Annotated in this window: 16 protein-coding genes; 6 read left to right on the top strand and 10 right to left on the bottom strand. The window is 68.8% G+C overall.

The features are described 5' to 3' along the window. Positions 1-22: 22 nt before the first annotated feature. The 4 genes from ACFYRU_RS10090 to ACFYRU_RS10075 form a co-directional block, all read right to left on the bottom strand. Positions 23-832, bottom strand: a complete 810-nt coding sequence (locus tag ACFYRU_RS10090; RefSeq protein ID WP_387655484.1) for a phytanoyl-CoA dioxygenase family protein — start codon at positions 830-832, stop codon at positions 23-25. Between the two features lie 78 nt (positions 833-910). Then, complete coding sequence (locus ACFYRU_RS10085) at positions 911-1,813, bottom strand: UbiA prenyltransferase family protein (RefSeq protein WP_387655481.1); 903 nt, start codon at positions 1,811-1,813, stop codon at positions 911-913. Positions 1,814-1,870: 57 nt separating this feature from the next. Beyond that, on the bottom strand, positions 1,871-2,704 hold the full coding sequence (locus ACFYRU_RS10080) for a virginiamycin B lyase (RefSeq protein WP_387655478.1): 834 nt from the start codon (positions 2,702-2,704) through the stop codon (positions 1,871-1,873). Further along, positions 2,694-4,268 carry an ABC-F family ATP-binding cassette domain-containing protein gene (locus ACFYRU_RS10075; protein ID WP_387655475.1) on the bottom strand — a complete coding sequence of 525 codons (1,575 nt, stop codon included), beginning with the start codon at positions 4,266-4,268 and terminating at the stop codon, positions 2,694-2,696. The genes ACFYRU_RS10080 and ACFYRU_RS10075 overlap by 11 nt, the downstream gene beginning before the upstream one ends. A 103-nt stretch (positions 4,269-4,371) precedes the next feature. Here ACFYRU_RS10075 and ACFYRU_RS10070 point away from each other — a divergent pair, with 103 nt between their 5' ends. Both ACFYRU_RS10070 and ACFYRU_RS10065 read left to right on the top strand, forming a co-directional pair. Then, the gene (locus tag ACFYRU_RS10070) at positions 4,372-4,974 is read left to right on the top strand and encodes a TetR/AcrR family transcriptional regulator (RefSeq protein WP_387655472.1); all 603 of its coding nucleotides are present in this window, start codon (positions 4,372-4,374) and stop codon (positions 4,972-4,974) included. Positions 4,975-4,979: 5 nt separating this feature from the next. Then, a complete protein-coding gene (locus ACFYRU_RS10065) occupies positions 4,980-5,696 on the top strand; it encodes a VOC family protein (RefSeq protein ID WP_387655469.1) in 717 nt (238 codons plus the stop codon). Here ACFYRU_RS10065 and ACFYRU_RS10060 read toward each other — a convergent pair. Continuing rightward, positions 5,693-7,243 carry an LCP family protein gene (locus tag ACFYRU_RS10060; protein WP_387655466.1) on the bottom strand — a complete coding sequence of 517 codons (1,551 nt, stop codon included), beginning with the start codon at positions 7,241-7,243 and terminating at the stop codon, positions 5,693-5,695. The genes ACFYRU_RS10065 and ACFYRU_RS10060 overlap by 4 nt on opposite strands. A 48-nt stretch (positions 7,244-7,291) precedes the next feature. On the opposite strand from ACFYRU_RS10060, the gene ACFYRU_RS10055 reads away from it, so the two are divergent. Then, entirely contained in the window at positions 7,292-7,777 is a 486-nt protein-coding gene (locus ACFYRU_RS10055; RefSeq protein ID WP_387655463.1) for a GNAT family N-acetyltransferase, read from the top strand. Here the strand turns inward: ACFYRU_RS10055 and ACFYRU_RS10050 are convergent. Further along, complete coding sequence (locus tag ACFYRU_RS10050; RefSeq protein ID WP_387655460.1) at positions 7,728-9,494, bottom strand: protein-arginine deiminase family protein; 1,767 nt, start codon at positions 9,492-9,494, stop codon at positions 7,728-7,730. The two genes, ACFYRU_RS10055 and ACFYRU_RS10050, sit on opposite strands and share 50 nt — an antisense overlap. Before the next feature lie 175 nt (positions 9,495-9,669). Here ACFYRU_RS10050 and ACFYRU_RS10045 point away from each other — a divergent pair, with 175 nt between their 5' ends. Beyond that, positions 9,670-10,470 (top strand): DUF3152 domain-containing protein, encoded by an 801-nt coding sequence (locus tag ACFYRU_RS10045; protein ID WP_387655457.1) that lies wholly within the window; start codon positions 9,670-9,672, stop codon positions 10,468-10,470. Here the strand turns inward: ACFYRU_RS10045 and ACFYRU_RS10040 are convergent. Then, positions 10,446-10,826, bottom strand: coding sequence for a VOC family protein (locus ACFYRU_RS10040; RefSeq protein WP_387655454.1), 381 nt, complete (start codon positions 10,824-10,826; stop codon positions 10,446-10,448). The genes ACFYRU_RS10045 and ACFYRU_RS10040 overlap by 25 nt on opposite strands. Before the next feature lie 60 nt (positions 10,827-10,886). Continuing rightward, on the bottom strand, positions 10,887-11,498 hold the full coding sequence (locus tag ACFYRU_RS10035; protein WP_387655451.1) for a MarR family transcriptional regulator: 612 nt from the start codon (positions 11,496-11,498) through the stop codon (positions 10,887-10,889). 94 nt (positions 11,499-11,592) lie between these two features. Here ACFYRU_RS10035 and ACFYRU_RS10030 point away from each other — a divergent pair, with 94 nt between their 5' ends. After that, complete coding sequence (locus tag ACFYRU_RS10030) at positions 11,593-12,357, top strand: SDR family NAD(P)-dependent oxidoreductase (RefSeq protein WP_387655448.1); 765 nt, start codon at positions 11,593-11,595, stop codon at positions 12,355-12,357. 204 nt (positions 12,358-12,561) lie between these two features. Continuing rightward, positions 12,562-12,792 (top strand): hypothetical protein, encoded by a 231-nt coding sequence (locus ACFYRU_RS10025; RefSeq protein WP_141856379.1) that lies wholly within the window; start codon positions 12,562-12,564, stop codon positions 12,790-12,792. 221 nt (positions 12,793-13,013) lie between these two features. On the opposite strand, the gene ACFYRU_RS10020 is transcribed toward ACFYRU_RS10025, so the two are convergent. Further along, positions 13,014-13,370: a VOC family protein gene (locus ACFYRU_RS10020; RefSeq protein WP_387655445.1), complete on the bottom strand. Its 357-nt coding sequence runs from the start codon at positions 13,368-13,370 to the stop codon at positions 13,014-13,016. 69 nt (positions 13,371-13,439) lie between these two features. Continuing rightward, entirely contained in the window at positions 13,440-14,114 is a 675-nt protein-coding gene (locus ACFYRU_RS10015; RefSeq protein ID WP_387655443.1) for a M23 family metallopeptidase, read from the bottom strand. Positions 14,115-14,127 lie beyond the last annotated feature (13 nt).

Genomic DNA, 14,127 nt, shown 5'->3' with positions numbered 1-14,127 from the left:
ATAGGTACAGAGACCGCCCCGCTCAGTAGAGGATCGGGTTCAGCGGCGACGAGATCCGCTCGCCCGGTTCGTTACCGGGCATCCAGGTGGCCAGGTCCGCGATCTGGTTGTCGTTCACGGGCGGCGCGATCTCCATGTCGGCGTCGATGTAGATCACGGTCATCACCCGGCGCGGGATGTCGGTGCTGTTCGGCGGTGCGTGGTGGAACGTCCAGCCGAGGTGGTAGCTGACCTCTCCGAGCTCGTACGGCTCTGAGACCTCGGTGAAGTCCTGCTCCTTGAGCGCCTGCTGCAGGATGCGCTCCGACTCGTCGCTGATCGGCAGGTCGCGGCCGTGCTCGAACGTCTGGCTGCCGGCCGCGAACGAGAGCGGGCCCATCTCCATCGGGGTCTCCTGCAGCGGAGCCCAGATCGTCACGCACCGGTCGGTGGTGAACGGCCAGTAGTACTGATCGGCATGCCACGGCGTGACGCCTCCGCCGGACTCCTTGTAGAGCGCCTGGTCGTGGTACAGACGGACCGACTGCACGCCGAGCAGCTGGGCGGCGATCCGTGCCAGCCGCGGCGAGGACACGAACTCGAGTACCCGTTCGCTGTCCTGCCAGAGGTTCGAGACCTGCAGGAACGCCTTGCCGTAGGTGTCGCGTTCCTCCAGCGGCAGGTGCTGCGTGTTCAGCTCGATCACCTTGCCGGTGATCTCCGGCTCGTACTCCGCGATCGTCTCGGCGCTCAGCACGTTCTTCAGCTTGACGAATCCGTGCGCCTTGAAGTCCGCGATCGCGGACCGGCCGAGGGCGTAGTCGGTCTCCAGCTCCGGGCGGGTCAGAGTCATGAGAGACAAGAGTTCCGGGCCGTTCCATCGCTGTAAAGATCAGTGATCAAATCTTTGCTCTTCGTGCACGTGCATTTGCTAACGGATTCCGGTGTAGGTGAGCGCAAACGTGCCGCACGGGAACAGGAACAGCGAGGCCAAGATGATGATGCCCTTGAAGGACTGCTGTGGGCCGATCAGTTTGGGGTAGGCCGCGATCAGGACCGGGACCATCACGACCTCGAGGAGCAGCATGCTGCGCGGGATGATCGTGCCGGTTGCGGCCAGGATCACCGACAGCGCGGCCGCCGCGATCCAGGCGCCGTACCCGATCAGGTACGTCGTACGCGCGCCGAAGCGGACCGCGATCGTGTGGTAGCCGGCGGCCCGGTCCGCCTCCAGGTCCGCGATGGTCGTCGGGAGGTAGAGGCCGACCGCGGCGAGCGTGCCCTGCAGGCCCATCAACCAGGGGAAGTCGCTCAGGTCCGGGTTGATCGCCGCCCAACCGGCGAGCGGTCCGAAAGCGCCCAGCGCAAGGGCATTCACCGCGACGTCGAAGCCGGCGCGGGTCTTCAGCCGGACGGGCGGCACGGAGTACGCGTACCCGAGGAGTACGGCCAGCAGCACGCCCAGCGCGAACACGACCCCGACCAGCAGGCTCAGCCCGACCGCTGCGACTGCGGCCGCGAAGGCCAGCCGCATCGCCGCCCGGAGCGTGATCCGCCCGTCGAGCAGCGGCGACTTGGCCTTGCGAGGATTGAGCCGGTCGCTCGGCAGGTCGTACGCGTCGTTGACCGCGAGGACGGCGAGCCACACCAGCGGTCCCATCACGACCGCGCCGATGATGAGGCGCGGCCATTCCCCGACCGGCGGGATCAGCCGATGCGTCGCGAGCAGAATCCCTGTGTAGTAAGGGACGATCGACACCACCCAGAACGCGGGGCGGCCGACGGCGACGACATCACGGACCCGCGGTCCCCGTACCTGCACGTCCGTGCTCACAACTCCACTGTCCACCTCCACCGTGCATCGCGTCCTCCCTCCACCGAGTGAACCTGCTCACCCGTGAGGCTGGATGTGAGCCACGGAACCCTTCTCCAGTGCGACCCAGACCGAGTCGTCGGCGGACAGCCCGTGCGGCTCGGCGCCGGCACCGAGGTCGAATCGCTCCGTAATGTTGCCCTTGGCATCTAGATGGACCACGGCGGATGCCGCCCACAGAGTGACCCAGCAACCGTCGGGCGTTGCGGCCACGGCGTGCGGCTTGGAGTCGGCCGGCAGCGCGAACTCTTCGAGAACACCGGCCGAATCGATGAAGCCCGCCTGGTTCGCGAGGATTTCGGTGAACCAGACGCCGTCAGTTCCGGCGCTGATCCCGACCGGTCCGGCACCGGCCGTCGGCAGGGGATAGGTGGTGACCTGACCGGTCACCGTCATCCGCCCGATCGCGTTCGCCTGGTTGAGTGTGAACCAGAGGTCCCCGGCGAACGACGTGATCATCCCCGGGAACGCGCCGGTCGTCCCGATCGGGTACGTCGTCACCTCTCCGGCGACCGTGATGCGGCCGATCGAGTCGTTGCTCATCAGGGTGCACCACAACGCGCCGTCCGGTCCGACGCACAGGCCGTACGGCGCACCGGCGACGTCGACCGCCGACACGACGCCGTCGTACCCGATCCGCCCGACGCGGTCGTCGCCGTTCCGGGTGAACCAGACCGCGTCGTCCGGACCGTCGACGATCACGCTCGGGCGGGACTCCGGCGCGTCGAGGTCGTACACCCGTCCGGAGACGGTCGCGACCCGGCCGATGTGGACGAGCGTCGTCCACACCTCACCGCCGGCCGCGACCACGCCGTACGGTGCGCCGTCGATCGCATGTTCGTTAACTGACACAGGTGTTCTCCTTCAGGTCGATGACGGTTCCGCGCCAGCGCGAGACGAAGCGGCGGTCGTGGCTGACGACCACGAGCGCACCGGCGTACCGGTCGAGCGCGGCCTCCAGTTCCTCCACCAGCACGAGCGACAGGTGGTTCGTCGGCTCGTCCAGGAGCAGTACGTCGTACGGCGTGGTGAGTACTCGGGCCAGCGCGAGACGTCGGCGTTGACCCGTCGACAACGCACCGACCCGCGTCTGCAACTGCTCCTGGCGGAACAGACCGAGCCCGGCCGCACCCGGGTGTCGCGCCAGCGCCTGGCGCAACGTGTCGTCCGGCCGTGGTTCGTCCACGTCCTGCCGGAGGTAGCCGATCCGCCCGCGGCGGTCGACGTACCCGGAGTCCGGCTCGAGGACGCCCGCGAGGACGTCGAGGAGCGTGGACTTGCCGGCGCCGTTCGGCCCGGTGATCAGTACCCGGCCACCGGCGGGTACTTCGAGCGACATCGGCCGCAGCCGGTCCGCGATCGTGATGCCGACCGCGTCCAGCTCGGCGGCCGCGCCCGTCGTACGGATCGAGGCGTGGAACCGGAGCGGTTTGGCCGGCACCGGTGCCGGGTCCTCCTCCAGGCGGCGCAGGCGCTCCTTGGCGTTCCGGATCTTGCTGCGTTCCGCCTCGTTGACGCGACCGGTCGCCCGGTCGTACGCCACCTTGTTGTTGTCCTTCATCGGCCGCCCGTACGCGACCCGGTCGGCCGTTGTACGAACCATCACGCGCATCTCCGCGACGTCGTCCTCCCACTGTTGCCGGGCCTGTTCGAGCCGAGCTCGTTCGGCGGCCTTCTCGTGCAGGTAGCCCTCGAACCCGTTGCCGTAGCGCGTCATCCGGTGGGTGTCGCCGTCCACTTCGAACAACGTCGACGCGACCCGCTCCAGGAACGCCCGGTCGTGCGAGACGACCACGGTCGTACCGCGACGAGCTCGCAGGTGATCCTCCAGCCAGACGGCGGCCGACACGTCGAGATGGTTGGTCGGTTCGTCGAGCAGCAGGACTTCCGGCGACGACGCGAGTACGGCGGCCAGGTGCAGCCGGGCCAGTTCGCCGCCGGACAACTCGGACAGCCGACGGTCGCCGGGCAGCGTCGACAGCCCGAGACCGTACGTCGCACGAGCGAAGCGGGCGTCCGCGTCGTACCCCTCACGGAGCTCGAAGACGGTCTGGAGTTCGCCGTACTCGTCCAGGACATCGACTCGGCCTGCCGCCAGCAATGCTTCGAGTTCGCGCATCCGGGACTCGATCCGGCGTAGGTCCGCCAGGGCGTGGTCGGCCAGCGCCTGGACGTCGAGGTCCAGGTCGAGCGGGTTGTCCTGGGCGAGGAAACCGATGCTTCCGGCAACGGTCGCCGTACCGTCGGTGGCCGGTTCGAGACCGGCCAGGATCCGCAGCAGCGTCGACTTGCCGGAGCCGTTCTCGCCGATCAGGCCGCTGACCTGCCCTGGTGGGAAGGCGCAGCTGATCCGGTCGAGCACCAGGCGGTGGTCGTAGGACTTGGTGACGTCGTGCAGGGACAGCTGGGTAGACATGAGGATCCTCCTGACCTCTCGCGGGTTCGTGGTTGGCGAACGGCGGGTCAGAAGATCACTGGCTACTCCCTAAATGCGACGGCTGTTGCGTTAAGATGATGCCATGACCGACACGGATCGCGCAAGCAGGCCGGGAGGACGGACCGCCCGGGTGCGCGCCGACGTGCTCGCGGCGGTGCAGGCCGAGCTCGCCGACCACGGGTACGACGGCCTCACGATCGACGCGGTGGCCGACCGTTCCGGCGTCCATCGCACGACGATCTACCGGCGCTGGAAGACCGTGCCCGGTCTGCTCGTCGACCTGCTCGAGTCCGGAGCCGACGACTCGTGGGAGCCGGCCGACACCGGCTCGCTCGAAGGTGACCTGGTCGCCGTCAACCGCGAGGTGCACGCCGCGCTGACCACGCGCCCTTCGCTCACCCAGGCGGTGATCGCCGCCTCCTTCCGTACGCCGGAAGCTGCCGACGCTCTGACCAGGTTCTGGAAGGACCGCTACGCCCGCACGGCTCTCGTCGTACGACGGGCCGTCGAGCGCGGCGAGATCGCGGCCGACGCCGACGCGCACCAACTCCTGCTCACCGCGACCGCGCCGATCTATCACCAGCTCGTACTGCTCCGGCAGCCGATGACGCGTGCGCAGGCGGATCATCACGCCCGCGTCGCCGCTAAACACTTTGCGGCGCCGACCGGCGCCGACCTACCGTGACGGCCATGAGCCTCTCCCTGTATGCCTTGTCGGTGGACGCGAAGGATCCCGTCGCGCAGGCGCGGTTCTGGGGCGGCCTCCTCGGCTGGGAGCAGGCTGACGGCAACGAGCTGTTGCCCGACGAGAAGACCGTGTTCCGGCTGCGGTTCCTGCAGAGCGACGTCGAGAAGGACCGGCCGAACCAGATCCACTTCCACCTGACCAGCGACACGCCCGAGCAGCAGCCGGCGACAGTGGCCCGGGCGATCGAGCTCGGCGGCCGGCACCTCGACGTGGGGCAGCTACCGGAGGAACTGCACATCGTCCTCGCGGATCCGGAAGGCAACGAGTTCTGTGTGATCGAAGCGGGGAACAACTTCCTCGCGAACACCGCCTTCCTCGGCGAGCTGGCCGGGGACGGTACGCGGGCGGTCGGGTACTTCTGGAGCAAGGCGCTCGACTGGCCGCTGGTCTGGGACCAGGACGAGGAGACCGCGATCCAGGCGCCGAGCGGCGGACCGAAGCTCGCCTGGGGCGGCCCGCCGGTGAGTCCGAAGGCCCCGAAGAACCGGATGCACTTCGACCTCGTCATGTCGGCCGGCGGCGATGTCGAGGCGGAGGCCGAGCGGCTCGTCGCCCTTGGCGCGACCCGGCTGGACAGCGGCCAGGAGGGCGCCGCGGCCATTCCGATGGCCGACCCGGACGGCAACGAGTTCTGCATCCTGGTCGGCCCGCGCTCCTAACCTGGCGGCCCGGGGTGGTACGCGCACTCCGAGGTCAGGTCGCCCGCGGTCGGCTTGGTCGTGGGACGCGGTTGGGTTGCGATCGTCGACGGTTTCGTGGTGGTGGTCTTGCGTGGCGCGGGCGTGGTCCGGTGAACCGGGTTGATCGCCTGGGCCACGATCGCGCGCATCGCCGCGTAGTTCGGGTTCTGGCCGGTGGGGAAGTTCTTCTTCTTGTCCAGGTCGACGTTCGCGATCTTCCCGTTCTTCACCCGCTCGCCGACCACGACGAGCTGCGCCAGCACCTGACGCGGAATGTCCGTGCGGATCAGCTGCGCGCCGGCCGCCGCGATCGAGTCGAAGTTGGCAAGCACGTTCTGCGGTGTGGCCTTCTCCACGATCGCCTTGACCGTGCAGCGCTGCCGGGACTGCCGGGCCAGGTCGCCGGTCTGTACCCGATACCGGCCGCGGGCGAACCAGAGCGCGTCGCCGCCCTTGAGCTGGACGTTCGGCCCGGGCTGCAGGTACCGGCTGGGCGGGATCTTCAGGTCGTCGTTGCCCCCGACCGGCACCGGGTAGTTGATGTTCACGGTGATCCCGCCGAGCGCGTCCACCAGCTTCGCGAACCCGCGCAGGTTGATCTGCACGTAGTAGTGGATCGGTAGCCCGAGCGCCTCGCCGACGGACTGCTTCAGCACGTCCGCGCCCTCGTTGTCCGACGGCCCGAGGATGCCGGGGTACTTCTTCGGGATGTTCCGGTACATCGCGTCCAGGTAGAACTCGGACTGTTCCTTCGGGCCGTTCGGGTCCCAGAAGCCGGTCGGGTACTTCTTGTGCAGCGGCGAGTCGGCCGGGAACGGCATCCGCATGAAGTTCCGGGTCAGCGAGATCAGCGAGGTGTTGCCGGTCTTGGTGTCGATGCTCGCGACCATCACCGAGTCGGTCCGGACGCCGTCCCGGTCCGCGCCGTCGTCCGCGCCGAGCAGCAGGACGTTCAGCCGCGGCAACTGGTCCGAGATGTCCTTCTTCGTGGTGATCGTCGGCCGCGTCGCGCTCTTCGACTCCGCACCGCCGAACACCTTCTTGACCAGGCCGCGCTGTGCCATCAGCGTCTGCGCACCGGTCGCCGTACTGACCGTCATCGCGAAGCACAGCACGCCGATCACGAGCGACCCGAGCGTCCGCGCCGCCGGACCGGCGGTCAGCGGCCGGAGCATCTTGTACGACGTGACCAGGACCGCGATCCACGCGAGCGCGACCACGGACAGGCCGACGATCATCCAGAGCAGCAGCGTCGGGTCCAGCGCCCACGAGATCACGGCGTCCCGGTTCAGCAGGCCGACGTACGCCGCTGCGCCGTACAGACTGAGGCTCAGCAACGTCACCGCCGTGCCGAGCTTGAACCGGCGCGCGACCAGGAACGCCGTACCGGGCAGCAGCACGCCGAGGACCGCGATCGCGAGTGCGCCGAGGCCCGTCGTCCGTCGTGGTGCTGCCCTCCGTGGCCCGGCTGGGCGTGGTTCTGCTCGGCGGGCGCGGGCGGCGCGCTGTGCTCTGCTCGGGGCCATGCCCTCTTCGATTCACCGACCCGGCAAAAAGTTGGCAGAATCGATCAGGTGACCGACATTCAGGTACGGCGAGCGAAGCCGGACGATGCGGAGTCGCTGGTCCACTTACGCGGACTGATGCTCGCCGCGATGGGCAACGACGTCGGCGGACCGGACGCGCCGTGGCGGACGATCGCGCGCGACTGGTTCGCTGGCCAGCTCGCGTCGCCGGACACGTTCGCTGCGTACGTCGTGGACGACCCGGCCGCCGGTGTGGTCGCGGGCGCAGCGGGCAACGTCTATACGCACGCGCCGGGGCCGAACGATCCGACCACGGTCCGCGGCCACCTGTACAACGTCAGCACCCACCCGGAGTTCCGGCGCCGTGGTCTGGCCAAGGCGTGCGTGGTCGCGCTGATGGAGTGGTTCCAGGACGAGACCGCCGTCGGCCAGATCGAGCTGCACGCGACCGACGACGGCATCGACCTCTACCGAAACCTCGGCTTCATCGAGGCGACCTTCCCGTCCCTGCGTTTCCGGCCCACCAGGGCGTAGTACCGCCGGTGTCTCGGAGGGCGTTGGTGGCGCAGTGGACCTCGCCGCCGCCGAGGTGCGCCCAGAAGAAGTCCTCGACCCAGTGCACCCGTACGCCGTTCTGCTGCAGCGCGCGCTCCGTCGCCTGCTTGAACACGTCCCGTCCGTGCAGTCGTGGGCCGTGCGGATCCGGGGCGGCGAAGCTTCGAGCAGTTACCGAGAGTCCGTTCGTCAGACCCGGGCTCATTGCCTTGAGCAACCCGTAGCCGGGCACCCGGTCGAAGATCACCGGCAGCCGGACCAGCTCGCGCTCCGCGAGGCCGGTCGCTTTCAGCAGGATCTTCAGCTGGTCGTCGATGTGCCGGGCGGCGTCCTCGTTACCGGGCAGCCCGCTGCTGAGCAGCTCGTCGACCGTCGGCTTGTACTTCGAGTTCGTGTCCGCGAACAGCCGGGTGTTCTCACCGCCGCGTCGTTGCACGTCGCGCAACAGTCGCGCGGCGAGGCGTGGGTCCGCGACGGCGAGCGTCCAGCCGCGGGCGTTGTTCGCCCGTACGACGTGGGTCGTCTCGTCCGCATGCCCGATCATCAGCCAGGAGGTGTCGACCACGACCGGCGGCTGGTACCCCTGGCCTGTCACCATCGTGATGAACCCGGCATCGGGGTGCCGCTCGCCCGACCCGTAGACGATCCGCCCGTGCGGGTACCCGGCGTACGGCGGGAGCGACTCGACGTTGCCGCCCATGTTGAGCAGGTCGTCGAGGCCCGGTGACGCCTTGTCGGCGAGCTCTTGCACGATGCCGACGTCCGGTCCGCGCAGGTCCCGGTAGAGCAGCCGGCCGGACGGCCGCGGAGTGTTCGCGGCCGGCAGGTCCCACACATTGCCGGAGCGGATCAGGATGCGCATCGTGTGCGGACCGCCGACGGCCGGCATGCTCACGGTCGCCGGTTCGAACGAGTCCTGCAACCACATGTCCTTCCAGCCTTCCGGAGTACCTCGGACGAATCGCACCTTGGTTGCCTTGCGCAACGCCGCGGCGAAGGACCGCCACTCGCCTGGAGCGCCTTGCTGGTAAGGAGGTGTGCCGCCCCACCAGCCTTGGCCGGTGTTCGGCCGGCCTGCCAGTACGGTCTGTGCCGGCTGCAGGTCGTTCTGCAGCATCAGCGGAGCGACGCGCATCCGTACGGCGTCGGTCGCTGTGCGGCCGTGGTCGGTGACCGACAGTGTGACGGTGATCTGCCCGTCCCACTTCTTCGGATCGCGGACGATGTCGCGGCCTTCGAGAAGCAGCCGCACACCGTGCCGCAGATCCTTCGCGGTCAACGTACTCGGGAAGACGCGGGCCTTGTCCGCCGGTGCGATCGTGATCGTGCCGGTCGCCTCGCCGGAAAGGTTGCGCTCGGCATCGATCGACAACGGCGCCAGATCGGCCGCGTCCCGCGGGCCGTCGATCCGGTCGTCGGCCGCGTCGTTGCAGGCGGCGAGTTCGTCGTCGACCGCGCGGCCGGGTGCGTTCAGGTCGGCCGGGTCGACCGTACAGCGGTGTTCGTCGTCATCGAGGTTCGGCAGGAAGATCGCGCCGCGGTTGTCGGTCCAGGTGGTCTTGCCGGCGTCGTCGGCGTGGGTCAGTACGCCGTCGCGATTGACGTCCGCGGTCAGCCGCGGCGTGGGACCCACCCCGGTGACTACGGGGGTGACAGCGGTCAGCAGGGTTGCGAGCCCCGCGGTCAAGAGTCGCATCGAAGGCTCCTTTTTGGTACGGGTGTGCTTCTTCGATCGAAACTATCGGCGCGGGTCCGGAACCGGCAGGTGGAAATCCGGTCTCCACCTGTGGGCGGAGAAGGGATTGCGGGCACTGGGGCAAGAAGTCAGTGAGGACACGCCCGCCGGGGGCGTGCCGTGAGGAGCTCACCGGATGCGTCGCAGAGTCGTCAGGACGATCGGTCTCGCGATCGGGGTGGTGGTCGCGGTCGGGGTGCTGTTCCAGTTACCGGCGAGCCCGTTCGCGCGGCACGGATACCCGGAGCGGGGCGTCGTACCGGCATCGGTCGAGTCGACCGAGCCTGCGGAGTCACCCGCACAGCCGGTGGCGTCGCGGCGCGTGGTCGTCCCGCCGGTGCCGATCATGTATCCCATGGCCGGGCCGCAGCGGTACGCCGTACTGCCCGGGGATCCGGCGGTGATCGGGCGGGCCGGGAAGCTGATGCGGTTCCAGGTCGCGATCGAGAGCGGGATCACCGGGGTCGACCACGCCGCGTTCGCGCGGTTCGTACGGGCGACGTACGGCGCGGCCGAAGGGTGGGCGTCGCATGGGTTGTGGCGGTTCCAGCAGGTCGGGCCCGGGACGAACCCGGACTTCACGCTGATGCTGGTCACGCCGGAGACTCGGGACGTGCTCTGCGGCGCGGCGCCCGACCGGTACACGAGTTGCCGGATCGGAAACCGCGTGGTGCTGAACGTGGCGCGCTGGGCTCACGGCGTCCCTGGGTACGGCGCCTCGCTGACGACGTACCGGCAGTACATGGTGAACCACGAGACCGGGCACCGGCTCGGCCGCGGTCACGAGCTCTGCCCGGGACCCGGCCAGCCGGCGCCGGTCATGCAGCAACAAACCCTCGGCCTGCACGGCTGTACGGCGTACCCCTGGCCGTACTTGAACGGCTCCCGCTATACCGGCCGGCTCGGCCAGTATCAGGATCCGGTGCCGGAGTCCTGAATGATCGAGAGAACGTTGCCCGCCGGGTCCTTGAACCACGCGATCAACGGACCCTGGCCGCGGTAGATCCCGAGCTCGTCCTGGTCGTCGTTGTACTTCTCGAACGTGACGCCGAGCGTGGTCAACTCGCGCGCGACCGCCTCGATGTCGGCGACCGGGAAGTTGAGCACCGTGTACTCCGCCGGGACGTGGTTGTCCTTCGGGTACACGAGCACGGTGTTGCCGCTACCGGTCCGCAGCTGCAACATGCCGTGCTCTTCACCGACGTCGAGACCCAACGTCGTGGTGTAGAACTCCTTGGCCCGCGGCACGTCGTCCACCGAGAACCCACTGAACGCCTTGCTGTCGTGAAGCATCTGATGCCCTCCTAGTCACTCGACACCAGCTACGTCGTTACCACCAAGCCGTTTTCGACACTAGTTGTGAGACAGCGCGGGATTGACCGCGGCGGCGACCGAGGCGGATTCGAGGCCGTCGGCAACGGTGTGCAGGAGGCGGACCAGGTGCGCGGCGTCGGTCGGGCCGAGGATGCCGGTGACGACGTCGAGGACGCGGACGGTCAGGCCGTCGAGCTGCGACAGCCGGGCCTGGCCGAGCGACGACACGGCCAGGGCCGGCGTGGTCCGGACCATGCCGAGCGCTTCCAGGTCGGCGATCGCCAGCTCCGCCTCGCCCGGCGTGATGCCGACCTGCTTGGCGACCTGGTGGGCGGTGGTCCGCCCGTTCGCGATCGCGCTCAGCACGAGTGCGGCCGGCATCTTCATCCCGACCGCTTCCTGCAGGCCGAGGATCAACGGGTGCGCGTGGCCGCGGACCCGTTCGACCGCGTCCAGCAGCCGGAGCGCGTCGCCGACGTCGCTGATCAGGTGTTCGGTCTGGACGGCCGCCATACCCGCGGCACCCGGCCGGACCGGTGACGCGACCACGCCGCCGATCACCCGCTCGGGCACGACCAAGGCGTTCGCCACCACCGGTTCGTCGGTGGATCCCTCGGTGAGCGGCCTGATTCCAGCGTCTTCGATGGTCACGCCTCCAGCGTACGGAGCCGTTCTGACAGCTTCGGCGTGTCTTACCTGAGGAATCCCTGTGAATCTCGTGACGTTGTTGTCGTACTCTCCGCCCATGCAGCTGAGTGGGAAACGAGCCCTGGTGATCGGCGGCGGTGGCGGCGGGATCGGCCGTGCGACAACCGAAGCCTTCGGCAACGAAGGTGCGGCCGTGGTGGTCGCGGACCTCGACCCGGCCCGGGCCGCGGAGGCAGCGGACGCGGTCCGAGCCGCCGGCGGTACGGCCTACCCGGTGTCCGGTGACGTACGTTCCGCGGCGGACCTCGAGGCGATGGTCGCCGAGGCGGTCCGGCAGCTCGGCGGGCTCGACGTACTGGTCACCGTCGTCGGCGGGCAGGTCGCGTTCGTGCCGGCGGTCAAGCTGCACGAGATGGCCGACGCGGACTGGGACACGATCTACGAGGTCAACCTGCGGTACGTGGCCCGCGCGGTCCGGGCCGCGCTCCGGGTGTTCCTCGACCAGGGCACCGGCGGGGCGATCGTCAGCGTCGGGTCCGTCACCGGGTTCATGGCCGCGCCGGAGCAGGCGGCGTACGGCGTGATGAAGGCGGGCATCGCCAGCCTGGCGCGGACGGTCGCCGCGGAGTACGCGCGGGACGGGATCCGGATGAACGTCGCCGCGGCCGGCGCGATCGCGACCGCGGTCGCCAACGGGGTGGTCGAGCCCGGCGTCGTCGAGGAGATCCCGGTCGGCCGCTTCGGGCGGTCCGAGGAGGTCGCCGCGGCGGTGGTGTACCTGGCCTCCGACGCGGCGTCGTACATCACCGGCCAGCAGATCGTGCTGGACGGCGGCGTCTCCGTACGCGGCCCGTTCGACTAATCGAAAACGGGTTCGAATTAATTGGGTTCCGATGGGTCCGAAAAAGTTTTGCCGGTCGCCCAGAATTTCCGGATCCGGGCGTGACCTCGGCTCGGCGTCCTCCGTTGGAAGTGACGTGACGGTGAACACAACACGGCGCACCGGCACCGCGCTCGCCCGCGTTTTCCAGGCCGTCCACCCCTCGAAGTACAGCCAGGAGGACCAGTGACAACCGCCACCGCCACCCAGACCGTTCAGCGCCGACGCGTGCGGGTTTGGTTCGGTGAGCACGTCATCGCCGACTACAACGCCGAGCCGGCGTTGGCCGAGCGGTACGCAGACGCCATGAGCCGCCGATTCGCCGGTCTCCGGGTCACCAACGACCCGATGCCGATGATCGACAAGCTCCCCGACCCCCTGCCCGGCGAGCGCATGTGGGACGTAGCGCCCCGCTGAGAAAGATCTCCGGTACCTTTCGCGTTCCGTAACTCACCAGACAACCCACCCGGAACGTCGCCAGGTCGAGCGCCTCACCTCGATCGTCAAAGGACCGGTATCGGGCGGCAGGCGAGCGTGGGCGTTCTGCCCCTCGCTTGCCGCCCCTTTTCTCCCCTGTGAAATGCGCCTGAGTAAATAATCGTTCGCACCGGATCCCCCAGGTCCGGTGCGAATGTTTTTCACTTCTTCGTGTAGTACTCGGGTTTCATCTGGATCAACTGGACGTAATTCCCGTCCGGGTCGATCAATGTCGCGAACCACCCGATCCCGCGGTCCTCGGGATGTACCAGCCAGTCGACGTCCAGCGTCCGCAGGTGCGCGGCCGCCGCCTGGATGTCGTCCACCGCGAAGTTCACGATGTGCCGGCCCGGCTCCGCGTTCTTCCCCGCGACGTCGTCGCGCTGCTCGATCACCAGCCCGAACCCACCGAGATCCAGGTTGCCGTACCCGTCGACCTCGGCCCGGAACCCGTCCCGGTACCAGGCCTTCAACCGCTCGGCGTCCGTACTCCCGAGCAACATGCTGTTCAGAATCACGATCTCTCCCTAGCTCCGACGATCAACCGGTACGTCGGAGCCGCCGAAGAGCTTTCGACACGTCCTGAGTCAGCAGTACGCGCGGCAGCCGTGGTCTACGCCGTAGTGGCGTTTGGCTGCGGCTACGGCGGAGGCTGGGGAGAGTTGGCCGCCGGCGTGCCAGCTGTTGAGGAAGCGTTGCGGGGCGACGGCGCCGCGGCGGATCCACCAGACGTTCTTGCCGGTCGGCCAGCTGATGCCGAAGTGCAGGTGCGGCGAGGTGTAGCGGGCGCTGCCGGTCTTGCCGGTCCGGCCGAGGAGCTGGCCGGCGCGGACCCGTACGCCCGGCTTGATCCCGGCGGCGATCGAGGACAGGTGCGAGCCGTAGTACCGGACGCCGTCCACGCCGATGATCGAGACCGAGAGGCCGCCGCGGTCGGCGCCGCGGTTCGTCTTCGGGTTCCAGCGGTCCACCCGGCTGACCTCGTCGACGCGTCCCGCGATCGGGGCGACGAACTTGCAGCCGACCTTCGTGAAGATGTCCGACGCCGGATAGTCGTGATGACTCTGCGACGCGTCCGCCCGGCACCCCGCGACCGGGAACACGTACCGCCGGGTGGTCGTCGGCAGCACCACCTTGGCAGGTGTGTCGATCGCATAGACCGGCATGCTCGGCTCCGAGGCGGCCGCCGGTTGCAGCCCGGCCGCCACACCACCTGCGGCAACCAGCGCCGCTGCCAGCAAACCTGTCCAAACCTGACGCATCACGAGCTCCCCC

The organism is Kribbella sp. NPDC004536, from assembly GCF_042873835.1.
Taxonomy (GTDB): Bacteria; Actinomycetota; Actinomycetes; order Propionibacteriales; family Kribbellaceae; genus Kribbella.
Note: the sequence above shows the minus strand (reverse complement) of the source record. Positions and strands in the feature narration are given on the sequence as shown.